General features: G+C 69.4%; 19 protein-coding genes. 7 read left to right on the forward strand and 12 right to left on the reverse strand.

Annotated elements, in window-relative coordinates:
- Positions 1 to 48 precede the first annotated feature (48 nt).
- From JWS13_RS06390 to JWS13_RS06405, 4 genes are read left to right on the forward strand one after another with little or no spacing between them, the layout of a single operon-like run.
- Entirely contained in the window at positions 49 to 1791 is a 1743-nt protein-coding gene (locus JWS13_RS06390; protein ID WP_206005019.1) for a fatty acyl-AMP ligase, read from the forward strand.
- A 26-nt stretch (positions 1792 to 1817) separates the two neighbouring features.
- Positions 1818 to 2105: an acyl carrier protein gene (locus JWS13_RS06395; RefSeq protein WP_206005020.1), complete on the forward strand. Its 288-nt coding sequence runs from the start codon at positions 1818 to 1820 to the stop codon at positions 2103 to 2105.
- Entirely contained in the window at positions 2102 to 6418 is a 4317-nt protein-coding gene (locus tag JWS13_RS06400; RefSeq protein WP_206005021.1) for a type I polyketide synthase, read from the forward strand. The genes JWS13_RS06395 and JWS13_RS06400 overlap by 4 nt, the downstream gene beginning before the upstream one ends.
- Positions 6419 to 6422: 4 nt before the next feature.
- On the forward strand, positions 6423 to 7124 hold the full coding sequence (locus tag JWS13_RS06405; RefSeq protein ID WP_206005022.1) for a thioesterase II family protein: 702 nt from the start codon (positions 6423 to 6425) through the stop codon (positions 7122 to 7124).
- A gap of 24 nt (positions 7125 to 7148) precedes the next feature.
- On the opposite strand, the gene JWS13_RS06410 is transcribed toward JWS13_RS06405, so the two are convergent.
- From JWS13_RS06410 to JWS13_RS06420, 3 genes are read right to left on the reverse strand one after another with little or no spacing between them, the layout of a single operon-like run.
- Complete coding sequence (locus JWS13_RS06410; RefSeq protein ID WP_206005023.1) at positions 7149 to 8351, reverse strand: SPFH domain-containing protein; 1203 nt, start codon at positions 8349 to 8351, stop codon at positions 7149 to 7151.
- Positions 8352 to 8783: an NfeD family protein gene (locus tag JWS13_RS06415; protein ID WP_206005024.1), complete on the reverse strand. Its 432-nt coding sequence runs from the start codon at positions 8781 to 8783 to the stop codon at positions 8352 to 8354.
- Positions 8784 to 8791: 8 nt separating this feature from the next.
- Positions 8792 to 9631, reverse strand: a complete 840-nt coding sequence (locus tag JWS13_RS06420; protein ID WP_206005025.1) for a DUF3097 domain-containing protein — start codon at positions 9629 to 9631, stop codon at positions 8792 to 8794.
- Between the two features lie 67 nt (positions 9632 to 9698).
- On the opposite strand from JWS13_RS06420, the gene JWS13_RS06425 reads away from it, so the two are divergent.
- The gene (locus tag JWS13_RS06425) at positions 9699 to 10508 is read left to right on the forward strand and encodes a hypothetical protein (RefSeq protein ID WP_206005026.1); all 810 of its coding nucleotides are present in this window, start codon (positions 9699 to 9701) and stop codon (positions 10506 to 10508) included.
- On the opposite strand, the gene JWS13_RS06430 is transcribed toward JWS13_RS06425, so the two are convergent.
- The 8 genes from JWS13_RS06430 to JWS13_RS06465 all read right to left on the reverse strand — a co-directional run bounded on the left by JWS13_RS06430 (position 10474) and on the right by JWS13_RS06465 (position 19109).
- Entirely contained in the window at positions 10474 to 11583 is a 1110-nt protein-coding gene (locus tag JWS13_RS06430) for a ferrochelatase (protein ID WP_206005027.1), read from the reverse strand. The two genes, JWS13_RS06425 and JWS13_RS06430, sit on opposite strands and share 35 nt — an antisense overlap.
- A gap of 41 nt (positions 11584 to 11624) precedes the next feature.
- Complete coding sequence (inhA, locus tag JWS13_RS06435; RefSeq protein WP_005241845.1) at positions 11625 to 12422, reverse strand: NADH-dependent enoyl-ACP reductase InhA; 798 nt, start codon at positions 12420 to 12422, stop codon at positions 11625 to 11627.
- 46 nt (positions 12423 to 12468) lie between these two features.
- Positions 12469 to 13218, reverse strand: a complete 750-nt coding sequence (gene fabG1, locus JWS13_RS06440; RefSeq protein WP_072942052.1) for a 3-oxoacyl-ACP reductase FabG1 — start codon at positions 13216 to 13218, stop codon at positions 12469 to 12471.
- Positions 13219 to 13311: 93 nt separating this feature from the next.
- Entirely contained in the window at positions 13312 to 14292 is a 981-nt protein-coding gene (locus JWS13_RS06445) for a VWA domain-containing protein (protein WP_087561271.1), read from the reverse strand.
- A complete protein-coding gene (locus JWS13_RS06450; RefSeq protein WP_124390935.1) occupies positions 14289 to 15263 on the reverse strand; it encodes a DUF58 domain-containing protein in 975 nt (324 codons plus the stop codon). The genes JWS13_RS06445 and JWS13_RS06450 overlap by 4 nt, the downstream gene beginning before the upstream one ends.
- Complete coding sequence (locus JWS13_RS06455; RefSeq protein ID WP_087561269.1) at positions 15260 to 16435, reverse strand: AAA family ATPase; 1176 nt, start codon at positions 16433 to 16435, stop codon at positions 15260 to 15262. Before JWS13_RS06455 ends, JWS13_RS06450 begins: the two co-directional genes overlap by 4 nt.
- A gap of 204 nt (positions 16436 to 16639) precedes the next feature.
- Positions 16640 to 18145 (reverse strand): NlpC/P60 family protein, encoded by a 1506-nt coding sequence (locus JWS13_RS06460; protein WP_420855000.1) that lies wholly within the window; start codon positions 18143 to 18145, stop codon positions 16640 to 16642.
- A gap of 355 nt (positions 18146 to 18500) precedes the next feature.
- Complete coding sequence (locus JWS13_RS06465) at positions 18501 to 19109, reverse strand: Rv1476 family membrane protein (protein WP_206005028.1); 609 nt, start codon at positions 19107 to 19109, stop codon at positions 18501 to 18503.
- A 306-nt stretch (positions 19110 to 19415) separates the two neighbouring features.
- On the opposite strand from JWS13_RS06465, the gene acnA reads away from it, so the two are divergent.
- Both acnA and JWS13_RS06475 read left to right on the forward strand, forming a co-directional pair.
- Positions 19416 to 22217 (forward strand): aconitate hydratase AcnA, encoded by a 2802-nt coding sequence (acnA, locus tag JWS13_RS06470; RefSeq protein WP_124390932.1) that lies wholly within the window; start codon positions 19416 to 19418, stop codon positions 22215 to 22217.
- 172 nt (positions 22218 to 22389) lie between these two features.
- Entirely contained in the window at positions 22390 to 22956 is a 567-nt protein-coding gene (locus tag JWS13_RS06475; RefSeq protein WP_124390931.1) for a TetR/AcrR family transcriptional regulator, read from the forward strand.
- 24 nt (positions 22957 to 22980) lie between these two features.
- On the opposite strand, the gene JWS13_RS06480 is transcribed toward JWS13_RS06475, so the two are convergent.
- Positions 22981 to 23196, reverse strand: coding sequence for a helix-turn-helix domain-containing protein (locus JWS13_RS06480; protein ID WP_043825986.1), 216 nt, complete (start codon positions 23194 to 23196; stop codon positions 22981 to 22983).
- Between the last annotated feature and the right edge of the window lie 43 nt (positions 23197 to 23239).

Below are 23239 nucleotides of genomic sequence, written 5' to 3' on the forward strand. Positions count from 1 at the left end.
GGCGCGGACGAGAGTCGTACTCGTCCAAGCCCGAGGGAGAGACCATCCGTGCCTACCGATTTCGTGTCACACGTCCGCGCCCAGGTCGCCGTGTACGGCGACGACCGGTCCTACGTCTACCACCGTGAGGTCGGCCGGGAACTCGTCGCCGAGACGGTGACCTACCGCGAACTGGACCGGGACGCCCGCGCGCTGGCGGTGTGGCTGTCGACGCGGCCCGAGTCCGCACACCCGGTGATGCTGCTGTACGTCGACGGAATCGACTTCCTCCGCGCGTTTCTCGGATGCCTCTACGCCGGGGTGGTCGCCGTGCCCGCTCCGGTCCCGCACGACGCGCGCAGCATGCAGCGGGTCGCGACGATGTTCGCGGACGCCGACGTGCACCTCGTGCTCACCACGTCCGCGGTCGCCGAACCGCTCGACAGCTGGATCCGCGAGTCCGAGCTCGCCGCCACCGTCGCCGCCACCGACACCGCCGAACTCGGCGACCCCGACCACTGGCGCCTACCCGGCCTCGACGCAGGCACCCTGGCCTTCCTCCAGTACACGTCCGGTTCCACCAGCGAACCGAAGGGCGTGATGGTGACCCACGGCAACCTGCTGCACAACGCGGCGGCCATCACCGACGCAATCGGTGGCGACGACACGGTGACCGTCGCCGGCTGGCTCCCGCACTTCCACGACATGGGGCTGATCGGCATGCTGCTGTCGCCGCTCTACGCCGGCGGGAACCTCGCGTTCATGTCGCCGATGGCCTTCCTCAAACGGCCGGTGCGCTGGTTGCAGCTGATCGACCGGTACCGCGCCGACATGACCCTCGGCCCGAACTTCGCGTACGACCTCGTCGCCCGCCGGATCCCCGACGACCAACTGGCCGGACTGGACCTGTCCTCGGTGCGGGTGGCCCTGAACGGGGCCGAACCCATCCGGCCCCGCACCCTCGACGCCGTGATCGACCGGCTCGGGCCCGTCGGTTTCCGGGCGGGCGCCTTCCTGACCGCATACGGCATGGCCGAGGTGACGCTGCTCGCCACAGCCAGCGAGGTCGGCTGCGCCCCAGGATATCTCGACGTCGACGCGGCCGCGCTGGAGCGCCACGAACTGACCCCGAAGGCCGGTGGCGCCCGGCTGGTCGGCAGCGGCAGGCCGTTCGGCTGCGACATCCGCATCGTCGACCCGGACACCGGCCGGGAGCAACCGCCCGGCCGGGTCGGGGAGATCTGGATCTCCGGCGGCAGCGTCGCCGCCGGCTACTGGAATCGGCCCGACGAGACCGCGGAGAAGTTCCACGCCACCCTCGACGGCGACGGACCGTACCTGCGCACCGGCGACCTCGGGGTGTTCGACGACGGGCACCTCTACGTCACCGGCCGCCTGAAGGACCTGCTGATCGTCAACGGCCGCAACCTGTACCCGCAGGACGTCGAGGAGGCCGTGCGGGACCTGCATCCGGCGCTCACCGGTTCCGCCGGGGTGGTGTTCTCGCTCGACACCGGGCAGCACGAGCGGCTGCTGGTGATCCACGAGGTCAGGACTGCGCTGATCGACGACCTGACCCTGCCCGCGCTCGCCCGCCGGATCAGGGTCTGCGTCGCCCGGACCTTCGACGTCCACGCGCCGAGCGTGGTGCTGGTCGACCGGCGCGGCGTGCACCGCACCACCAGCGGGAAGGTCCAGCGCAGATCGATGCGCGCCTCGTTCCTCCGGTCCCGCGTCGACGCCGTCCTGCACGAGGACATCGACCCGGCGGTGGAGCGCCTCCGGACCACCACCACCGCCGTGCCCGCCTGACCCCGATCACCGACCAGGAGAACCCGATGCCCGTCCCCGAGCAGATCACCCGCCGCGACCTCGCCCCCGTCATCGACTGGCTCGCCGGCCGGGTCGCCGACCACACCGAACGGCCGGTGCACGACGTCGATCCGCACCTCCCCCTCGCCGAGCTGGGAATCGAATCGGTGTCCGCGGTGAGCCTGTGCGGCGAGATCGAGGACCGCTGGGATCTCGAACTCGATCCGACCGTGGTGTTCGACTATCCGACGATCGCCGAGATGGCCGTCTTCGTCGTCGCCGAAACCGCACTGCGGCACCGGAAGGTTTCATGACCGACGTCGCGATCGTGGGCCTCGACTGCCGCTTCCCGCAGGCCCCCGACGCCGCCGCGTTGTGGGCGCTGCTGATGGGCGGCGGCGACGGCATCACCGACGTCCCCGCCGGACGCTGGAACGCGGACACCGTGTTCGACGCCGCCGGTGGTCCCGGCTCGGTCAACAACCGCAGCGGCGGATTCCTCGCCGACGCGGACGCCTTCGACCACGACTTCTTCGGCATCGCACCCCGCGAGGCCGCCGCGATGGACCCGCAACAGCGGCTTCTGCTGCAGTCGGCGTGGCGGGCGTTCGAGGACGCCGCACTCGATCCGCGGGCCCAGGCCGGTTCGAACACCGGCGTGTACGTCGGTGTCATGGCCAACGAGTGGAGTCTCCAGATGCGCGACCTGCCGCGCATCACTCCGCAACTCGGCAGCGGCAACGGCTATTTCATGACCGCCAACCGGGTGTCCTACCAGCTGAACCTGCAGGGCCCGAGCATGGCGATCGACACCGCCTGCTCGTCGTCGCTCGTCGCGGTCCACCTGGCCTGCGCGGCGCTGCGGTCCGGGGACTGCGACCAGGCCCTCGCCGGGGGCGTCAATCTCACCCTGACCCCCACGGTGAACGTCTTCTACACGCAGGCCGGGCTGTCCGCGCCGGACGGCCGGTGCAAACCGTTCAGCGGGGCCGCCGACGGAATCGGCCGCGGCGAGGGCGTCGCGGTACTGGTGTTGCGCCGGCTCGCGGACGCGCAGGCGGAGGGCCTGCCGATCTACGCCGTCATCAAGGGCAGCGCCGTCAACAACGACGGCCGCAGCAACGGGATCACCGCCCCCAACCGCTGGGCCCAGCAACAGGTCGCCGAAAAGGCGTACCGGCGTGCGGGTGTCACGCCCGCACAGGTCGCGTTCGTCGAGGCGCACGGCACCGGGACGGTGCTCGGCGACATGATCGAGATCAAGGCCCTCGGTCACGTCCACGCGGTGCCCCGCCCGCAGCCGTGCGCAATCGGGTCGATCAAGGGAAATCTCGGTCACACCGAGGGCGCGGCCGGGGTGGCCGGTCTGATCAAGGCAGCCCTGGCGCTGCACCACCGGGTTGTGCCGCCCAGCCGCGGCGCGGCCGAGGTCAACCCGCGACTCCGGTTGGCGGACAACGGTCTTCAGATCCTGTCCGAGCCGATGCCGCTGCCCGGCGGCGACGTGCACGGCGCCGTCAGCAGTTTCGGGCTCGGCGGCACCAACGCGCATCTGCTCCTGGCCGCGGCGCCCGCCGACGACCCGCCCGCGGCGAGCAGCGGCGGCGGTGTGCTCACCGTGTCGTCGAACGACCGGAAAGGCCTCGCCCGCAGCGCCGCCGCCCTGGCCGACGACCTGCTCGCCCGACCCGACGCCGAACTGGGCCGGGTGTGCTGGAGCACCAACACGGTCAAGGCATCCGGGCGTCACCGTCTCGCGCTCCCCGCCCACGACCGGAACCAGGCCGCCACGACACTGCGCGCGGCGGCCGGCGACGAACACCTGCTCGAGTCGCTGTCCGGGGCGGCCCGCCCCGTCAGCGCCGGCTGGTTCTTCACCGGGCAGGGCGCGCAGTACCCGGAAATGTCCCGGGCCCTGCACGAGAACCACGGCGCGTACCGGCGGGCGTTGTCGGACGTGGACGAGCGGATGACGCCGCATCTGGGCCGCTCGGTCCGGGACGTGCTGTTCGATGCCGGCGAAGACATCCACCGCACCGAGTTCGCGCAGCCCGCCCTGTTCGCGGTCGAATACGCGCTGGCCCGGACGCTCGGTGAACTGGGCATCGAGCCGGCGTGGCTGATCGGGCACAGCGTCGGCGAATACGCGGCCGCCGCGCATGCCGGCGTGTTCGGCCTGGACGACGCGTGCCGGCTGATCGTCGCGCGGGGACGGTTCATGCAGCAACTGCCCGCCGGCGGCGCGATGCTGGCGGTACGGGCCACCCCGGGCGACGTCGCCGGCCTGCTCGCCGGCGAACCCGCGGCCGCACTGGCGGCGGTGAACGGGCCGCGGGACGTGGTGCTGTCGGGGGAGGCAGGCGCGGTCGACCGGATCGGCGCCGCGCTGACCGCGGCCGGAGTCCCCGTCCGCCGGCTCACCGTCTCGCACGCCTTCCACTCCCCCGCGATGGCGCCGATCCGGGACGCGTTCGCGGAGGTCGCCGCCGGCTGCACGTACAGCCCGCCGGAGATCCCGATCTTCTCGACCACCCGCGGTCGGCTCCTCGACGTCGACGAACCGATGGACGCGACGTACTGGACCGACCACATCACGGCGACCGTGCGGTTCGCGGACGCCGCCGCGGCCGCGCTGGCCTGCGATCCGACCCACCTGATCGAGGTGGGCCCCGCACGAATCCTGTTGCCGCTGACCGCCCGCGCCCATCCGGGCTCGCCGGCGCGGCACCTGGCGCCGTGCCCCGGCCCGGCCGCCACCGGCGACGAGCTTCCCGCAATCGTCGCCGCCCTGTACCGGGACGGCCACGACCCGGCGTGGGATGCGCTGTACGAGCCGGGCGCCCGGGTCCGCCGGCGACTGCGCGGCTATCCGTTCGCGACCACCGCCCGCTTCTGGACACCCGAGGACGCACCCGCCGCCGCGGCTCAGCCCACCGAACCCGCAGCACCCAGCGTCACAGCCGAACCCACTGTCACTGCAGAGACCGAGGACACCACCATGGACCATCTGATCGCCCTCTTCCGGGAGCAGGCCGCCGTACTCGCTGCCGCCGCCGGGGTCCCCGGGACGGTCCCGTCCGCCCCGGCGGCGTCCCCGGACACCGGGCCGGGTCCCGCGGCGGCGACCGGCGACACCGCGACCCGGGTGCGCGCGGAAGTCGCACGGGTCAGCGGATTCCCCGCGGCCGCGTTGACGGCGACGCAGACGATCGCCGGCGACCTCGGATTCGACTCGATCATGATCACCGACCTGTTCGGCGGGTTGCGCCGCGCCTTCCCCGGGCTCGTCGTCGAACCGGACTGGTTCACACCGGGCCGCACGCTCGGCGAGGTGATCGACCACGTGACGGCGCACCGCGTCCCTGGGTCGCCGCGCACCGTGACGCCCGTCCCGGATCCGGAACCGGCGGTGGCACCCGAGTTCCGCATCGCCGACTTCCCGGAGGTGCAGGCGCTCGACGCACGGCTGACCGCCGCCGAGGGGCTCGGCGTCACCAACCCGTACTTCCTCGTCAACGACGGCATCACCCGGGACACGTCGACGATCGACGGCGCGGAGGTCCTCAACTTCTCCAGCTACAACTACCTCGGCATGTCCGGGCACCCGGCCGTCGTCTCCGCGGTCCAGGACGCCGTCGCCCGCTACGGCAGCTCCTGCTCGGCCAGCCGCGTGCTGTCCGGGGAGAAACCGGTACACCGCGAACTCGAGGCCGCACTGGCCGGGCTGCTGGGAACCGACGACGCCATGGCCCTCGTCAGCGGACACGCCACCAACGTCACCGTCATCGGCCACCTCCTCGGGGAGGGTGACCTCGTCGTCCACGACAGTCTCGCGCACGACAGCATCCTGCAGGGCTGCGCACTGTCCGGCGCCACCCGGCGCCCGTTCCCGCACAACGATCACGCGGCGCTCGATGCCCTGCTCACCTCGATCCGCTCCCGGTACCGGCGGGTCCTCATTCTCATCGAAGGCGTCTACAGCCAGGACGGCGACATCCCGGACCTGCCCGCGATGATCGCGGTGAAGAAGAAGCACCAAGCGATGATGATGATCGACGAGGCCCACAGCATCGGAGTGCTCGGCGCCACCGGCGGCGGCATCGGCGAGCACTTCGGCGTCGACCGCGACGACGTGGAACTGTGGTCGGGCACGACGTCGAAGGCGCTGGCCGGCTGCGGCGGCTACGTCGCCGGCAGCGCCGAACTCATCCGGTTCCTGAAGTACACGACACCCGGCTTCGTCTACAGCGTCGGGATGACCCCGATGAATGCCGCGGCGTCCCTCGCAGCCATCCGGCAGATGCGCGCCGAACCCGAGGCCCTCGACCGGTTGCGTCGCAACTCCCGGCTGTTCCTGCAGCTCGCCGCGGACGCCGGAATCGACACCGGGGACAGCCGGGACACCCCGGTCATCCCCTGCATCGTCGGGGATTCGCTGCGCACCCTCGCGCTGTCGGGCGCGCTGCTCCGGCGCGGCATCAACGTCAACCCGATCCTCTACCCGGCAGTGCCGGAGAACCTCGCGCGGTTGCGCTTCTTCGTCACCTCCTGCCACACCGAGGACCAGATCCGGTCCACCGTGGCGGCTCTCGCCGAGGAACTCGCCGCGCTCGTCGCGGCCGCGTAACGCCATGCCGCTCCAGCTGTTCTGCTTCCCGCACGCCGGCGGCGGGCCCACGACGTACCGGCACTGGCACCGCGCCCTGAACCCGCACGTGTCGGTGCGGCCGGTGCACCTGCCCGGGCGCGGAGGCAGGGCCGGGTTCACCGACGTCGAATCCCTCGTCGCCGCACTCGACTCCGAACTCGGCGAACAGCTCACGGCGCCGCACGTGTTCTTCGGGCACAGCATGGGTGCGCTGGTGGCGTACCGGCTCGCGTGCCGTCGACGCGCGACCGGTCGCCCGCTCCCGCGGGCGCTGCTGCTGTCCGGATACGCAGCCCCGCACCTGCCCGCGCCGCTGCCGCCGGTCGACGACCTGGACGACGCGACCCTGATCGCGATGCTGCGCGCCGCCGGGGGTGTTCCCGCCGGCCTCCCGGACCTGCCGGAGTTCCCCGCCCACCATCTTCCCGCGCTGCGGGACGATCTGCGCCTGTGCACCGGCTACCGCGATGCCGCAGACCCGCCCCTCAGCTGCCCGGCGCACGTGTTCGGCGGGGACGCCGACCCGCTGGTCGGCGAGCGGGAACTACGCGCCTGGGATCGGCACACCGCCCGGCTGTCCGGGGTGCACCTCCTGGCGGGCGATCATTTCTACCTCGACCACGCACCCGAACAGCTCTTCCGGGTGCTGCGGCCGTTGCTGCGCCGCTACGCCGCGGCCGAGTAGGCGGCGTCAGAACAGGCGGGGTGGTCAGCCGCCGTGCGGGGGGACGGGCGGCGGCAGCTGCCCGGGCGCTCCCCCCGGGTACAGCGGCGCGTGCTCGTCGACGCCGCCGGGCTTGGTGAGCGGTCCCGGACCGTCGACGGGCTGCCGTGCCTCGACCTCCGCGGCGCGGACGGCCTGCGCGATGGCCGGGTCGGACTTGGTCTCGAACCAGTCGGCGACCTCTTCCGAATCGTCCTCGGGCTTGGGCAGATCCTCGTCCGTGGTGGACGGCTCGTACCGGAACACCCCGTCCTGCCCCTGCGCGCCGAGGGTCTTCGCGAAACCCTTGAGGGCGTCACCGAAGTCGCTGGGCACCAGCCACACCTTGTTCGCGTCGCCCTGCGCCATCTGCGGCAACGTCTGCAGGTACTGGTACGCGAGGAGTTCGGGGGTGGGTTTACCGGACTTGATTGCGGCGAACACTTTTTCGATCGCCTTCGCCTGGCCCTGCGCCTGCAGGTACTTGGCGGCCCGGTCGCCCTGCGCCCGCAGGATCCGGGACTGCCGCTCACCCTCGGCGGTGAGGATCGACGCCTGCTTCGCGCCCTCCGCGGCGAGGATGCGGGACTGCTTGTCGCCCTCCGCCGTCTTGATGGCCGACTCCCGGTGCCCCTCTGCGGTGAGGATGGTGGCCCGCTTCTCGCGGTCCGCCTTCATCTGCTTCTCCATCGACTCCTGGATCGACGGCGGCGGATCGATGCTCTTGAGTTCGACGCGGGCGACGCGCAGACCCCAGCGGCCGGTGGCCTCGTCCAGCACGCCGCGCAGCTGCCCGTTGATGGAGTCACGCGAGGTGAGCGTCTCCTCCAGCGTCATGCCGCCGACGACGTTGCGCAGCGTGGTTGTGGTCAACTGTTCGACACCGACGATGTAGTTGCTGATCTCGTACACCGCGGCCTGCGGGTTGGTGACCTGGAAATACACCACGGTGTCGATGTTCAGCGTCAGGTTGTCCTGGGTGATCACCGGCTGCGGCGGGAACGACACCACCCGTTCGCGCAGATCCACCTTGGCCCGGATGCGGTCCGCGAACGGGATCAGGAACGTCAACTGCCCCGACACGGTCCGCGAGTACCGGCCGAGTCGCTCGATCACCGCGGCCTCGGCCTGCGGCACCAGCGCCACCGATTTGGCCACCACCAGCACAACGAACAACACGAGCACGATCAACACGATGAGTGCTGCCATCTACGGTCCCCTCCATACGACGGCGGTCGCGCCGTCAATTTGCATTACCGTCACGGTCGTTCCCGGTGGATACACTTCCGTGCTGTCGAGCGGGCGGGCCGTCCACACGTCCCCGCCGAGTTTGATCTGCCCCGCGTGCTCGGCGACTTCCTCGAGCACCAGGGCCTGCTTGCCGGTGAGCGCCGCGATGCCCGTCGGGGTCGGCGGCGGTGTCTCGAACTTGCGCAACAACACCGGGCGCACCCCGAGGATCAGCGCGAGGGACAGCACCCCGAAGATCACCGCGTCGACCCAGACCGGGAAGTCGGTGATCGCAGTGACCCCGGCCGTGGCCAGCGCACCGCCCGCCAGCATGAGGAGGAAGAAGTCCCCCGTCAACGCTTCCGCGGCGGCGAGCAGCACCCCCGCTACCAGCCAAATCAATGCAGCCACAACACCATCTAACCAGAATCTCCGGAATCGACGGTGACGAAGTCGACCAGCTGTTCGACCGCCCCGATCAGCGGCGCCTCCAGGTCGCGGAACGTGTCGACGGCCGAGTACACCCGGCGCCACCCGTCGCGCGGTGTCCCCCAGCCCAACTCGCGGCACACCCCGGTCTTCCAGTCCTCACCCCGCGGAATCTTCGGCCACGCCGCGATGCCCACCGCCGACGGGCGGACCGCTTCCCACACGTCGATGAACGGGTGCCCGGTGACGAGCACGTTCGGCCCGAGCCCCTGCGTGAGCTGGGTTTCCTTGGACCCGGTGACGAGGTGGTCGACGAGCACACCCACGCGCCGTCCCGGTCCGGGGCGGAACTCGGCGAGCCGCTCCCCGAGGTTGTCGAGACCCTCGAGGTGCTCGACGACGACCCCCTCGACGCGCAGGTCGTGTCCCCACACCCGTTCCACCAGGGCGGCGTCGTGCACGCCCTCCACCCAGATCCGGCTGGCCAGCGCGGTCCGGGCCCGCAGTCCCTCCACCTTCGTCGACCCCGACGCCGACCGGGTGGCCGCCGGACCGGCGGGCTTGGCCGCGGGACGCACCAGGGTGACCGGTTTCCCGTCGATCAGGAACGCCGCCTCCCGCATCGCGAACAACCGGGTGCGCCGCGCCCCGTCCTCGAGCCGGACGAAATCGCCGTCGTAGGTGCGTTCGAACCCCACCACCGCACCGCAGAACCCGGTGCCCGCGTCCTCGACCACGAGGTCCCGCTCGGCCGGGACCGTCGGCGTCACCGGCTTCCTCGCGCGTGGGTGTCCGGAAAAGATGTCGCCGTATCTGTCGCCTCCGCTCACGGGCGCTGACGCTATGCGAGCGGCGCCGTTACGCACACGCCGCCACGCCGACATATGCTCGTTTATCGTGACTTCACCCAGCGCCACTCTCACCGTGTGGGCCAGTTCCTGGCTCGCCGGGAACAGTGCACCCGACGACGTCATCGACGCCCTCCACGCGTGGGCGCCGATGCATCTCGCCTGCGCGGAGGATCAGGACACGGCCCAGCGCACCGGGCTGCCGTGGCCCGACCCGCAGGACGCCGGGGTGACGGCGCTGCTGCAGACGATGCGCCGTTCCGTGTCGCAACCCGAGACCGAGATCCGGCTGGTCCTGCCCGGGCCGGGCGACGTGAGGGGACTGCCCGCGGGCACCGGGTTCGCGTCCGCCGCGATGGACACCGGCGAGGGTGTCCTCGTCGGGCCGCCCGGCCGTCCCGGGACGGGGCTCGTCCCGCACGTCGAGGGTCCCGACGTACTGCGGTGGACGGTGTCGACCATCGAGCGGCTCCCCCTCGACGCCCACCACACCGGTCTGGGCGAGGCCGAGTTCACGATGCGGGAGGCGGTGCGCGATGCCGCGGCCGCGCTCGAGGCCCTGCACATGCTCGACTCCGGTTTCGGCACCGATCCGCGCGCGCTGATCGCCGACGCGCTGGCGAAGTCCGCGCTGCACCGGTATCCGACGACGATCGCGCCGCGGGCGTTGCGGATCCTGGACTCGGCCGATCAGGTGGCCGCGATCCTCACCGTCGCCGAGCAGATGGCCCCCGCCCGCACGGTGTCCGCGTCGGGCGCGGCCACCCTCGAGGATCTGCTGCGGCCGCTGCGTTCGGCGGTGCGCTCGGCGCGCACCGCCGCCGTCAATGCGTGTGCGCGGGACGGCCTGACGGCCTGACGACGGCCTTGCAGCAGTCGACCGCGCAGGACGCGCCGTCCAGGGTGGACCCGAGCAGCGGCTCGGATCCGAGCCGCGCGGCGGACGCACCGGTCAGCTGCTCGGCGACGAGTTCGACGACGAGTTCCGCGAACCGCCGATCCGTCCCGGGTGTGGCGGCGCGCACGAAGTCGATGCCGAGTTCGGCGGCCTTGTCCCGCGCCTCGGTGTCCAGGTCCCACACCACCTCGAGGTGATCGGAGACGAATCCCACCGGGCACACGATCACCGCGCGCACGTCTTCGCCGGCGAGGGCGTCGAGGTGGTCGCAGATGTCCGGTTCGAGCCACGGCACCTGCGGTGGCCCGGACCGGGACTGCCACACCAGATCGAAGTCGTCGAAACCGGCGGCGCGGGCGGTGAGCGCGGCGGCCTCGGCCACCTGCCTGCTGTAGAGGCGACCGCCTTCCGCGGGCGGACCGGCGTTGACGTCCGCGGCGACGGGCACGGAATGGGCGGTGAACACCAGCCGCGCGTCTGCCCGGTGTTCGGCGGGGAGCTGCGCGGCGGCCGCGCGGACGGCGTCGGCGAACGCCCCGATCAGCAGCGGGTGGTCGTAGTACTGCCGCAGCTTCAGCAGGTGCGGCGCCCCGTCGCCGGCCGCGGCCCGCGCCCGGGACACGTCCTCGTGGTACTGCCGGCACCCCGAGTACCCGCCCCACGCCGACGTCGGGAACACCAGGGCCGAACGGACCCCGTCCGCACCCATCCGGGCGACCGTGTCCTCGACCATCGGATGCCAGTTCCGGTTACCGAAATACACCGGCAGATCGATTCCGGCGCTTACCAATTCGGATTCGACGCGGGAGATGATGTCGCGGTTGAGGGCGTTGATCGGCGACACACCCCCGAAATGCAGGTAGTGCTCGGCGACCGCGTCCAGACGTTCGGGCGGCACCCCGCGGCCCCGGGTGACGTTCTCCAGGAACGGGCGCACGTCCTCAGGCTTCTCCGGGCCCCCGAACGACAACAGAAGAAGGGCGTCGAACCGGGAATCGGAACCGTCCGTCGAATTCACAGCGCTCATGATCCCCATCTTCCGTGCTGCCGTTCGGGGCGCACTCCCCGGGTCGTGCTCTAGCCGGCCATCGCGTGGGCGCCGCCGTCGACGTAGATGATCGACGCGGTGGTGCCGGGCAGCCAGTCGGACAGCACAGTGCACACGGTCTTCGCGACCGGCTCCGGGTCGTCGACGTTCCAGCCGATGGGCGCGCGCTCGTCCCACGCCGTGTTCAGCTCGTTCATCTGCTTGGCGTCGTCGGTGGCGGTGCCGGCGATGGCCTTGGCGGCGAGGGTCTTGATCGGGCCGGCCGCAACGAGGTTGGAGCGGATGCCGCGTTCGCCGACCTCCTTGGCGACATACCGGTTCACCGACTCGAGGGTGGCCTTGGCGACGCCCATCCAGTTGTAGAACGGCACCGCGCGCGCCGGGTCGAAGTCCATGCCGACGATCGACGCGTTGTCGTTGAGCACCGGCAGCAGCGCCTTCGACAGGGACGCGTACGAGTAGGCCGACACCTCGAACGCCACGCCGACGTCGGACCACGGTGCGTCGAAGAACGGGCTGCCCAGGCAGGAGCGCGGCGCGAACGCGATGGAGTGCACGACGCCGTCGACACCCTCCGGCGCGATCTCCCGGATGCGGTCGGCGAGGCTCGCGAGGTGCTCAGGATTTTGCACGTCGAGTTCGAGGGCCGGCGGCACCGGCTGCGGCAACCGCTGCGCGATCCGGTCGATCAGCCGGAGCCGGTCGAATCCGGTGATGATCACCTTGGCGCCCTGTTCCTGGGCGACCTTGGCGACGTGGAACGCGATGGACGCGTCCGTGATGATGCCGGTGACGAGAATGGTCTTACCTTCGAGCAATCCGCCCATGAGGTGTCCTCCTGTGAAGAAAAGTCCGGGAAGTGGTGTGGGAGTTCTAGTGGCCCATGCCGAGGCCGCCGTCGACGGGGATCACCGCGCCGGAGACGTACGCGGAATCGTCGGAGGCCAGGAAGCTCACCACCGCGGCGACCTCCTCGGGCTTGCCCTGCCGCTGCAGCGGGACGGCGCCGGTGATCATGTCCTTGTACTTGTCGTCGAGGACCGCGGTCATGTCGGTGTCGATGAATCCCGGGGCCACCACGTTCGCGGTGATCGACCGGGACCCGAGTTCGCGGGTCAGCGACCGCGCGATGCCGACCACACCGGCCTTCGACGCCGCATAGTTGACCTGGCCGGGACCGCCGGCGAGGCCGACGACCGACCCGAGGAACACGAACCGGCCGAACCGGGACCGCAACATCGAGCGGGTGGCGCGCTTCGCGACGCGGAACGCGCCGGTCAGGTTGGCGTCGACGACGGAGGTGAACTGCTCCTCGGTCATCCGCATGATCAGCGTGTCGTCGGTGATGCCGGCGTTCGCGACGAGGACCTCGACCGGACCCTGATGCGCCTCCACTTCCTTGAAGGCGCGGTCGATCGACTCGGTGTCGGTGACGTCGCACTGGACGCCGAACAGGCCCTCGGGCGCACCCGAACCGCGGTGTGTGACCGCGACCTTGTGCCCGTCCGCCGCGAGGCGCTGCGCGACAGCGAGGCCGATCCCGCGGTTGCCGCCGGTGACGAGCACCGACCGGGGAGTGGACACCGTCCTCACCGACGCGTCGGTAGTTTCTGGGGTAGACATGCGGATAAACCTATCTGTTCAGATGTGCAGGAGTGGAAACGCGGGGCGGCCGTCAGCAGGGCGCTGGTGCCGGGAACGCCGCCGCAACGCAGATCACGGCAGCCGTTGGCGCAGGACCAGCGCGAGGATCAGCCCCGCCGTGGCGGAGAGGACACCCAGCACGAGCCAGGGGCGGCTGGCGTCGCCGCGGGTGGTCTCGAACCCGATCTGCTCCTCGAGGGTGTCGTAGACGTCCCGCAACTCCTCCAGGCTCGACGCCGTGAAGAAGCTGCCGCCGGAGAGATTCGCGATCTCCCGCAGCGACGGGTCGTCGACGGGTACCGGGATGCGTTCGTCCTCGATCTCGACCTTGCCGTAGCTGGTGCCGAACGAGATCGTCGAGATGGGAACGTCCTTGTCCTTCGCCTGCCGCGCCGCGGTGAACCCGCCGCGCGGATCGTCCGGGTTCTCGGGGACCGTCTGCTTGCCGTCGGAGAGCAGCACGATGCGGGCGGGCGGCGCCTGATCGCTGCCGCCGAGCACCGCGGCCAGCGTGTCGATCGACTGCAGCGACGTGAAGATCGCCTCACCGGTGGCGGTCCGCTCGCTCAGCTGCAGATTGTCGATCGCGACCTTGGTGGCCTCCCGGTTGGTGGTCGGCGACACCAGCACCGACGCGGTGCCCGCGAACGCGACGAGACCGAGGTTGATGCCGGGGGTGAGCCCGTCGGCGAACGACTTCGCGGCGTCCTGCGCGGCGGCCAGCCGAGTCGGTTCCACGTCGGTCGCCTTCATCGACAACGACACGTCGATGACGAGGATCACGGTGGCCCGGTTCCGCGGAACCCGTTTGTCCTCCGTCGGGCCGGCCAGCGCCACGCTGAAGAACACCAGCGCCAGCACCATCAGCAGCGCCGGGATGTGCCGGGCCCGGCCCGGCCGCGACGGTGCGACCTTCTCGAGCAGCGCGTAGTTGGTGAACCGGAGAGTGTGCTTCTGCCGCTGACGCTGCACCCACACGTATCCCACGACCAACGCCACGACGACCAGGAGGAACAGCAACCACCACGGTGAGGTGAACTGCGAAAGACTCACCGGCGGGACCTCTGGTTCGTCGCGGTCCCGTAACTGTGTTTCCGGGCGGACACGAACCGCACCACGTCCGAGATCCAGTCCCGGTCGGTCCGCAGACCGAGCAGCGGGGCACCGCACCGCCGCAACGACTGCTCCACCTGCAGGCGGTGTTCCTCCGCGGCGCGCGCGAAGTCGGCGCGCAGTTGCGGCGTGGTCGTGAACTCGCGGGTCCGTCCGGACTCCGGATCGTGCAGCACTACATCCCCCAGGTCGGGTAATTCCAGATCTCGCGGGTCGAGCACCTCGACACCGAGTACGTCGTGGCGGCCCGAGATGGCCCGCAGCGACCGCTCCCAGTCGATCGGTCCCAGGAAGTCACTGATGACGACGGCCAGACCGCGGCGGCGCTGCGGCCGGCGCAACGACTCCACCGCCCCCTGCAGGTCGCCCCGCACTCCGTCCGGGGCGTGCGGGGTGGTCGCGATCTGACGCAACATCGCCTGCGCGTGGATCCGGCCGCCGCGGGCCGGGATCCGGGTGGTCTGGGCGCCGGTGGAGACGATCGCCCCGATCCGGTTGCCGCCGCCGCTGGTCAGATGCGTGACGGCGGCGGCCGCGGCCACCACCAGGTCCCGCTTCTCGCAGCCGGCGGTACCGAAGTCGAGGCTCGCCGACAGGTCGACGACGAGCCACGTCTCCAGCTCCCGGTCCGCGACCGACTGCCGGACGTGCGGGTGTGTCGTCCGGGCGGTCACCGACCAGTCCATCTGACGGACGTCGTCACCCGGCTGGTACTCGCGGGCATCACCCGGCTCGGAGCCCGGACCCGGGATCAGGCCCAGATGGTCGCCGTGCAGCACACCGTCGAGGCGGCGGCGGACGGTCAGTTCCAGTGTCCGCAGCGCGGCGGACAGTTTCGGATCACGGAGTTCGCCGGAGCGAAACGACGGCGGCGGGCCGGAACTCTGCGCACCGGCGGTACGCGCACTCACCGTGGCTGGCTCATCGCCGTCGGTCCGGGCACCGACGTGGACGGGACGGGCGGTCCGTTGTGACCGGCGGGAGCGGCCGGGACCGCCGTCGGCTGCGCGGCGATCTGCGGCAGACCCACCGTCTGCAGCACACGGGAGATCACGTCGTCCGGGCTCACCTCGTCGGCGAGAGCGTCATAGGACAGCACGAGACGGTGACGGAGCACGTCCGGGATCACCTCGAGCACGTCCTGCGGCACGACGTAGTCACGCCCGCGCAGCAACGCCAGTGCCCGCGCCGAGGAGATGATGCCCAGCGTCGCACGCGGAGACGCGCCGTACGCGATCCAGCCGTCGACGTCGGGAAGACCGAACTCCGCAGGCGTGCGGGTGGCCGCGATGACCCGCACCACGTAGTCGACGAGCGCATGGTGCACGAACACACCGCTCGCGACCTTCTGCAGCCGGACCAGTTCCTCGGGATCGAGAACCTGATGCGGTTCCGGCGCGTCGACACCCATCCGGTAGACGATCTCGCGCTCCTCCTCCACCGTTGGGTAGTCGACGAGGATCTTGAACAGGAAGCGGTCGCGCTGCGCCTCCGGGAGCGGGTACACACCCTCGTTCTCGATCGGGTTCTGCGTCGCCATCACCAGGAACGGGTCGGGCATGTGGTACCGCTTGCCGCCGATCGAGACGTGCCGCTCGGCCATCACCTCGAGCAGCGCCGACTGCACCTTCGCCGGTGCGCGGTTGATCTCGTCGGCGAGCACGAAGTTCGCGACGACGGGGCCGAGTTCGGTGTCGAACTCCTCCCGCCCCTGCCGGTAGATGCGCGTACCGATCAGGTCGGTGGGCACCAGGTCCGGGGTGAACTGGACGCGCGAGAACGACCCGCCGACCACCTTCGCGAACGTCTCGACGGCCAGGGTCTTCGCCACACCCGGCACACCCTCGAGCAGCACGTGCCCCTTCGCGAGCAGACCGACCAGGATCCGCTCCACCAGCCGGTCCTGCCCGACGATCACGCGCTTGACCTCGTAGATCGCGCGTTCCAGCGTCTGGACGTCGGCGGCGAGACTGGGCGCGACCGACTTCGTCATCGAGGTCTGCGGGCCCGAATCCTGTGAGGGTGCCTTCGGCGCGGTGGCGTTCTGGGGACCCGATCCGTTGGCCGCACCCCCGTTCTGCACACCTTCGGGAGCGGCCTTCGCGGGCGACTCCTTCCGGGCTGCACCCTCCGATACCGCATCATCACGTGAGGTCACCAAGAATCCACCGCTTTCACCTAGATCGTTCCGCCCGTTCACGTACTTGCTCAACTATTCCAGGTGCAAGCAACCCCCGCCGCAACCAAGCACGATCCGCACCGCGGACTACTTCATCGACATCATGGATCACGACACCATACGGACAGCGTAAGGGGTCATGCCGTCCCATCGCACCGGGGAGATCTTGACGACGTCTCCCGACTCAGGCGCCTCCAGCATCTGGTCGTCTCCGAGGTACAGAGCGACGTGCTGGCTGGCGTTCGGACCCCAGAAGATCATGTCGCCGCGCTGCATCTCCTCCGAGGGGACCTGCTCGCCCGCGGTGTACTGATAACCGGTGTAGTGCGGCAGCGAGATGCCGATCCCGGCGAACGCGTAGATCATCAGACCGGAGCAGTCGAAACCGACCTTGTTGAAGTCGCCGTAACTGTCGGCGACACCGCCGTCGCGGATGCCCAGGGTGGGGCCTTCCTCGTCGCCGCCGCCCCACGCGTACTCCACACCGATCTGGGACAGGCCGCGGTCGATGACGGTTTCGATGGCCTCACTGCCCGTCAGGTCCTCACCGCTGGTCGACGGTTTCGACTTGGGGGTGGACTTCGGCGTGGTGGTGGCGGTGTCCTCGTCCTCCGAATCGTCCTCGATCGTGGTGTGCGCCCGCTGCCCCGCGGCGAGTTCCGCGGCCCGCTGGCGTGCCGCCTCGTTGGCGGCGACCCGCGCGGCGGCCTGCGTCGCGGCCTCCCGGGCCGCGGCGGCGATGGCAGCCTTCTGCGCGTCCTCGGCGCGCTTCTGCTCCTCCCACGTCGCGTACGCCTCACGCTGCCCCTCCAGCCCCGCGACGTTCCCGCGGGCGGCGTCGAGCTGGGCCTGCGCGGCCGCCCGGTTGCTCTCGATCTGCGCCTTCTTGGCCGCCTGGTCCTGCAACGCCGACCGGGCGATCGCGATCGCCTGCTCCGCCAGCGACTTCTTCGACGCGGCCTGGTCGGCGGCCACGTCCGCCTGCTGCTTCGCCTCGCGCGCGGCGGAATCCTTGTTGGCCTGGGCGGTCCGGGCACGCTGCAGACCCTCGAGCACCGCGTTCTGGCTGGTGGCGAGAAGTTTCAGTACCTGCGCGCGGTCCAGGACGTCACCGGGCCCCTGGGCGCCGAGGTACGTCGAGATCGCGGAGACGTTGGTGCCCTGCGTGTAGCTCGACCGGGCGTACTTGTCGAAGTCCTTCTGCGCCAGCTCGATCTGTGCGCCGGCGTCGCGCAGCGCCTGTTGGGACGCCCCGACCACGCTGGCGGCCAGATCGGCGGCGCTGCGGGCGTTCTGCAGGTCGACCAGCGCCCGGTTCACGTCCTCGCGCTTGATGGCGACCTCGTTGTCGAGCTGGGCGAGTTGCTGATCCGCGGAGGCGACCTGGTTGATCAGTTCGCTGACCTGCCCGAGGCCCGCCGACACCTGGGTCTGGGCCTGTGCGATGTCGGAGTCGGACGGATTCGGCGGCGGGGGCGGTACTGCGGCGGCCAGGCCGGGCGTGCTGCCGACCAGGGCGCCGACGATGCCCAGTCCGATCAGGAGGCGCGCCGCGCGAGCGCGCCTGCGGGAGAAGCTACGGTGCCCCACTCCAGCTCGTGCTTGTCGCTTCACAACTCTCTCCCTCGGTTCTGCACCGATCGCGCAGGCCGCGCTGTGCTCGTCGTGGGGAGAAATTGCGGCAGCCACACCTTCCGTGTTTCGGCGACACCGAACTACGCCGGAACGCCGTCACTCTGGACGTCAATCACCAGCCTGCGACACTTCTTCCCCAAGAGCGCCAAATGCACCGTACGACACTTCCGGACTCTATGGAAACTTTAGTCACAAATAACACATGAGTAATTTGACCAGCGGAAATGCCGAACTGTGAATCGTCGGCGCCATTTACGCGCATCGACGCAGGCAGCGGCCTCACACGGGCGAATCGTGAAATTGCCGCCGAGTTATCCGGGGAATTCGGAAGGCGTCAGGGCTTCTGTCGCTCGTACGTCGTGCCGGCCCCCGGGGCACTGTCACCCTTTTTCGCGGTGCCGCCGCCATTCGAGGCGGACGCCCGGCGCGACTTCGCGAAGAACGTCGCGGCCGACGCGATGACGACGATCGCCACGATGACAGCCGTGAACAGCGCCCACGGCGGTCCCGGCTCGACGACCTCGTCGACGAAGTGATTCGCGGAGACCACCGCGTCGCCGGTGTACGTGCGGTCCTGACCCGATTCGAGCAGCACCCGGCTGATCGAGTCGCTGTACGTGCCGACCCAGCTGGGGCTCAGGACCAGAACGGTGCCGCCCTCCTCCGCTCCGACCTCGGTCGCGAGGTCGCGCAGCTGCGAGTCGCGGCCGGGATCCTCGTCCAGCACCACGATGCTCAGCTTGATGCCGTGCTCGGCCGCGCGGTCGACGACGGCGGCGAGTTCACCGGTCTCGTCGGACGGTGCCGACACTCCGTCGTCGGACACGTCCGCGACCACGTCGGAGACGTCGATGTCCTCCGGAAGGTCCGTCGACAACGGGAGGGCCGAATGGACGGGAACCGTGACACTGGCAGGAAGTGCGGTGGCGATAGGGGCAGGCATCTCTCATCCGGGTTTGCTGTAGGAACGTAAGCCTCGCGTGAACACTACGTGAGGTGTCCCCGAAGTTCCGTTCAGTCCGGGCGCGTCCCCGCCGCGGTAGTGGAGAATCGCCGGGGGCACGGGCCCGTTTCCGCCCCGGATTCTCACAGGACAAGCGTACTGTTAGACTATCGGAGGTACCGCGGTAGGGGCCGATTCCGTCATCGCTAGCACGACAGCGCACACGGATCAGCCGTGCCCGCAGTGCCTGCAGCCGTCGACACAGCCCCGTCGGTGGCGACCCTCACATAGACGAGTGGAGCTGACGTGAGCACCAGTATTGATTCATTCGGAGCAAAGGGAACCCTCGAGGTCGGTGAGAACTCCTACGAGATCTTCCGACTCGCGGCCGTCCCCGGCACCGAGAAATTGCCTTACTCCTTGAAGGTTCTCGCCGAGAACCTTCTCCGTACCGAAGACGGAGCCAACATCACCGCGGATCACATCCGCGCAATTGCAGGCTGGGATCCCTCGGCTCAGCCGAGCATCGAAATCCAGTTCACGCCGGCTCGCGTGATCATGCAGGACTTCACCGGCGTTCCCTGCGTCGTCGACCTCGCCACCATGCGTGAGGCTGTCACCGCCCTCGGCGGCGACCCCAACAAGGTCAACCCGCTCTCCCCCGCCGACATGGTCATCGACCACTCGGTCATTCTCGACATCTTCGGCCAGGCCGATGCACTCGAGCGCAACGTCGACCTCGAATACGAGCGCAACGGCGAGCGTTACCAGTTCCTCCGCTGGGGCCAGGGCGCATTCGACGACTTCAAGGTCGTCCCCCCGGGAATGGGCATCGTTCACCAGGTCAACATCGAATACCTGGCACCCACCGTCATGGCACGCAACGGCCAGGCATACCCCGACACCTGCGTCGGCACCGACTCGCACACCACGATGGTCAACGGCCTGGGTGTGCTGGGCTGGGGCGTCGGCGGCATCGAAGCCGAGGCAGCCATGCTCGGCCAGCCGGTCTCCATGCTCATCCCCCGCGTCGTCGGCTTCAAGCTCTCCGGTGAGATCAAGCCCGGCGTCACCGCGACCGACGTCGTGCTCACCGCCACCGAGATGCTCCGCAAGCACGGCGTGGTCGGTAAGTTCGTCGAGTTCTACGGCAAGGGTGTTGCCGAGGTTCCGCTCGCGAACCGCGCAACCCTGGGCAACATGAGCCCCGAATTCGGTTCCACCGCAGCGATCTTCCCGATCGACAGCGAGACGATCGACTACCTGCGCCTCACCGGCCGCAGCGACGAGCAGCTCGCCCTCGTCGAGGCCTACGCCAAGGAACAGGGCCTGTGGCACGATCCCGACAACGAGCCCGTCTTCTCCGAGTACATCGAGCTCGATCTGGGAACCGTTGTTCCCTCGATCGCCGGCCCGAAGCGCCCTCAGGACCGAATCCTGTTGTCGGAGTCGAAGACCGCGTTCCGCAAGGACATCCACAACTACGTGGAAGAGAACTACCCGACCGAGCACACTCAGCTCGACGAGGCCGTCGAGGAATCCTTCCCGGCGTCCGACCCCGCAGTTCTGTCGTTTGCCGATGACGGAGCAGTCGACGTTCTCTCCGCCGCCAACGGCGCAGAAGGCCGCCCGAGCAAGCCGGTTACCGTCAAGTCCGACGCAGGCGAGTTCGTTCTCGATCACGGCGCCGTCGTCGTTGCCGGCATCACGTCCTGCACCAACACGTCCAACCCGTCGGTCATGCTCGGCGCTGCGCTGCTTGCGCGTAACGCCGTCGAGAAGGGCCTCGCCACCAAGCCGTGGGTCAAGACCAACATGGCACCCGGTTCACAGGTCGTCACCGACTACTACGAGAAGGCCGGCCTCTGGCCGTACCTCGAGAAGCTCGGCTACTACCTCGGCGGCTACGGATGCACCACGTGCATCGGCAACACCGGCCCGCTGCCCGAGGCAGTGTCCAAGGCCATCAACGACAACGACCTGTCGGTCACCGCGGTGCTCTCGGGCAACCGCAACTTCGAGGGACGCATCTCCCCCGACGTCAAGATGAACTACCTGGCCTCCCCGCCGCTCGTCATCGCCTACGGCCTTGCGGGAACCATGGACTTCGACTTCGAAACCGACTCGCTCGGCGACGACAGCGATGGCAACCCCGTGTTCCTGAAGGACATCTGGCCGTCCACGCAGGAAATCGAAGAGACCATCAAGACGGCGATCAGCCAGGACATGTTCCGCAAGTCCTACGCAACGATCTTCGCGGGCGACAGCCGCTGGCAGAACCTCTCGACCCCTGAGGGCGACACCTTCGAGTGGGACGAGAACTCGACCTACGTCCGCAAGGCTCCGTACTTCGACGGCATGCCGAAGGATCCGGCTCCGGTCAAGGACATCAAGGGCGCTCGCGTCCTCGCCCTGCTCGGCGACTCGGTCACCACCGACCACATCAGCCCGGCAGGTCCGATCAAGTCCGGCACCCCCGCCGCGCAGTACCTCGATTCCCATGGCGTCGAGCGCAAGGACTACAACTCGCTCGGCTCGCGTCGCGGCAACCACGAGGTGATGATCCGCGGAACGTTCGCGAACATCCGTCTGCGCAACCAGCTCCTCGACGACGTCTCCGGTGGCTACACCCGCGACTTCACGCAGGACGGCGGCCCGCAGGCCTTCATCTACGACGCGTCGCAGAACTACCAGAAGGCCGGCATCCCGCTGGTCGTCCTGGGCGGCAAGGAGTACGGCTCCGGATCGTCGCGTGACTGGGCCGCCAAGGGCACCAGCCTCCTCGGCGTCAAGGCCGTCATCACCGAGTCGTTCGAGCGCATCCACCGCTCCAACCTCATCGGTATGGGCGTCGTTCCGCTGCAGTTCCCGGCCGGCGAGTCGGCTGCGTCGCTGAAGCTCGACGGCACCGAAACCTTCGACATCGAAGGCGTCGAGAAGCTCAACGAGGGCGTCACCCCGAAGACCATGAAGGTCACGGCAACGCGCGAGAACGGCGAGAAGGTCGTGTTCGACGCAGTCGTACGCATCGATACCCCCGGTGAAGCGGATTACTACCGCAACGGTGGCATCCTGCAGTACGTGCTCCGCAACATGATCAAGGGCTAGTAGGCGCTTCGCGCCTGTGAGCACTTTCGGCGCGTGACAGGGCACAAAGCGCTCACGACCATTCTCGCTGGTAGGCGAAGCTTCGTGAAGAAGTGGTCGTGAGCGCTTTGTGCGTTTGGTGAGTTCGCCTACGAAGCGCCGAAAGTGCTCACAGGCCGACAAAGGAGGCATTTTGCCCAAGGTCAGTGAAGACCATCTCGCGGCCCGGCGCAGTCAGATCCTGGACGGCGCCCGCCGATGCTTTGCCGAATACGGTTACGACGGCGCCACCGTCCGCCGGCTCGAGGAAGTGACCGGACTGTCACGCGGGGCGATCTTCCATCACTTCAAGGACAAGGACGGGTTGTTCCTGGCGCTCGCCCACGAGGACGCGACCAGGATGGCCGACGTGGTCGCCCACGAAGGTCTCGTCCAGGTGATGCGGGACATGCTCGCCCAGCCCGACCAGTTCGACTGGCTGGGAACCCGACTCGAAATCGCCCGGCGGCTGCGGAACGATGCCGACTTCCGCAGAAGCTGGTCGCAACGGTCGGCGGAACTGACCGAGGCGACGATGGCACGCCTCGCGCGGCAGAAGTCCGCGGGCCGCCTCCGCGACGACGTGCCGACCGACGTCCTCATCGGCTACCTGGATCTGGTGCTCGACGGCCTCGTCGCACGCATCGCTTCCGGGCAGGCCGGTGACAACCTGTCGGCCGTGCTCGATCTCGTCGAGGAATCCGTCCGACGCCGCGACTGACACTGCACTCCCCACCGACACCGGTCAGGTCTTACGACGGTGAGCTCCGCCTCGTCCGCGGAGCTCCACCTCGGACTCCGCGAGAATGTTGCGGACGAACCCGTACGATCGCCCCATTTCCCGGGCGAGGGAACGAATGCTCGCCCCTGCCTGGTAGCGCTGTTTCAGCTCCGCCTGCAGATCGGCGCGCGACGGTCCCGTGATCCGAGCGCTCTTGGCGAAGACCCCGATGTCAGCCATGAACTCCTCCAGTCGGCGAGCGACGGTGGTTTCCACGGTAGAG

This window comes from Rhodococcus pseudokoreensis (assembly GCF_017068395.1).
GTDB lineage: Bacteria > Actinomycetota > Actinomycetes > Mycobacteriales > Mycobacteriaceae > Rhodococcus_F > Rhodococcus_F pseudokoreensis.

Coding starts and splice junctions, on each gene's coding strand:
- fabG1 (WP_072942052.1), bottom strand. CDS start 13,218: ATGTCTACCCCAGAAACTACCGACGCGTCGGTGAGGACGGTGTCCACT.
- JWS13_RS06430 (WP_206005027.1), bottom strand. CDS start 11,583: ATGGGGATCATGAGCGCTGTGAATTCGACGGACGGTTCCGATTCCCGG.
- JWS13_RS06405 (WP_206005022.1), top strand. CDS start 6,423: ATGCCGCTCCAGCTGTTCTGCTTCCCGCACGCCGGCGGCGGGCCCACG.
- JWS13_RS06400 (WP_206005021.1), top strand. CDS start 2,102: ATGACCGACGTCGCGATCGTGGGCCTCGACTGCCGCTTCCCGCAGGCC.
- JWS13_RS06465 (WP_206005028.1), bottom strand. CDS start 19,109: ATGCCTGCCCCTATCGCCACCGCACTTCCTGCCAGTGTCACGGTTCCC.
- JWS13_RS06410 (WP_206005023.1), bottom strand. CDS start 8,351: ATGGCAGCACTCATCGTGTTGATCGTGCTCGTGTTGTTCGTTGTGCTG.
- JWS13_RS06395 (WP_206005020.1), top strand. CDS start 1,818: ATGCCCGTCCCCGAGCAGATCACCCGCCGCGACCTCGCCCCCGTCATC.
- JWS13_RS06480 (WP_043825986.1), bottom strand. CDS start 23,196: ATGGCTGACATCGGGGTCTTCGCCAAGAGCGCTCGGATCACGGGACCG.
- inhA (WP_005241845.1), bottom strand. CDS start 12,422: ATGGGCGGATTGCTCGAAGGTAAGACCATTCTCGTCACCGGCATCATC.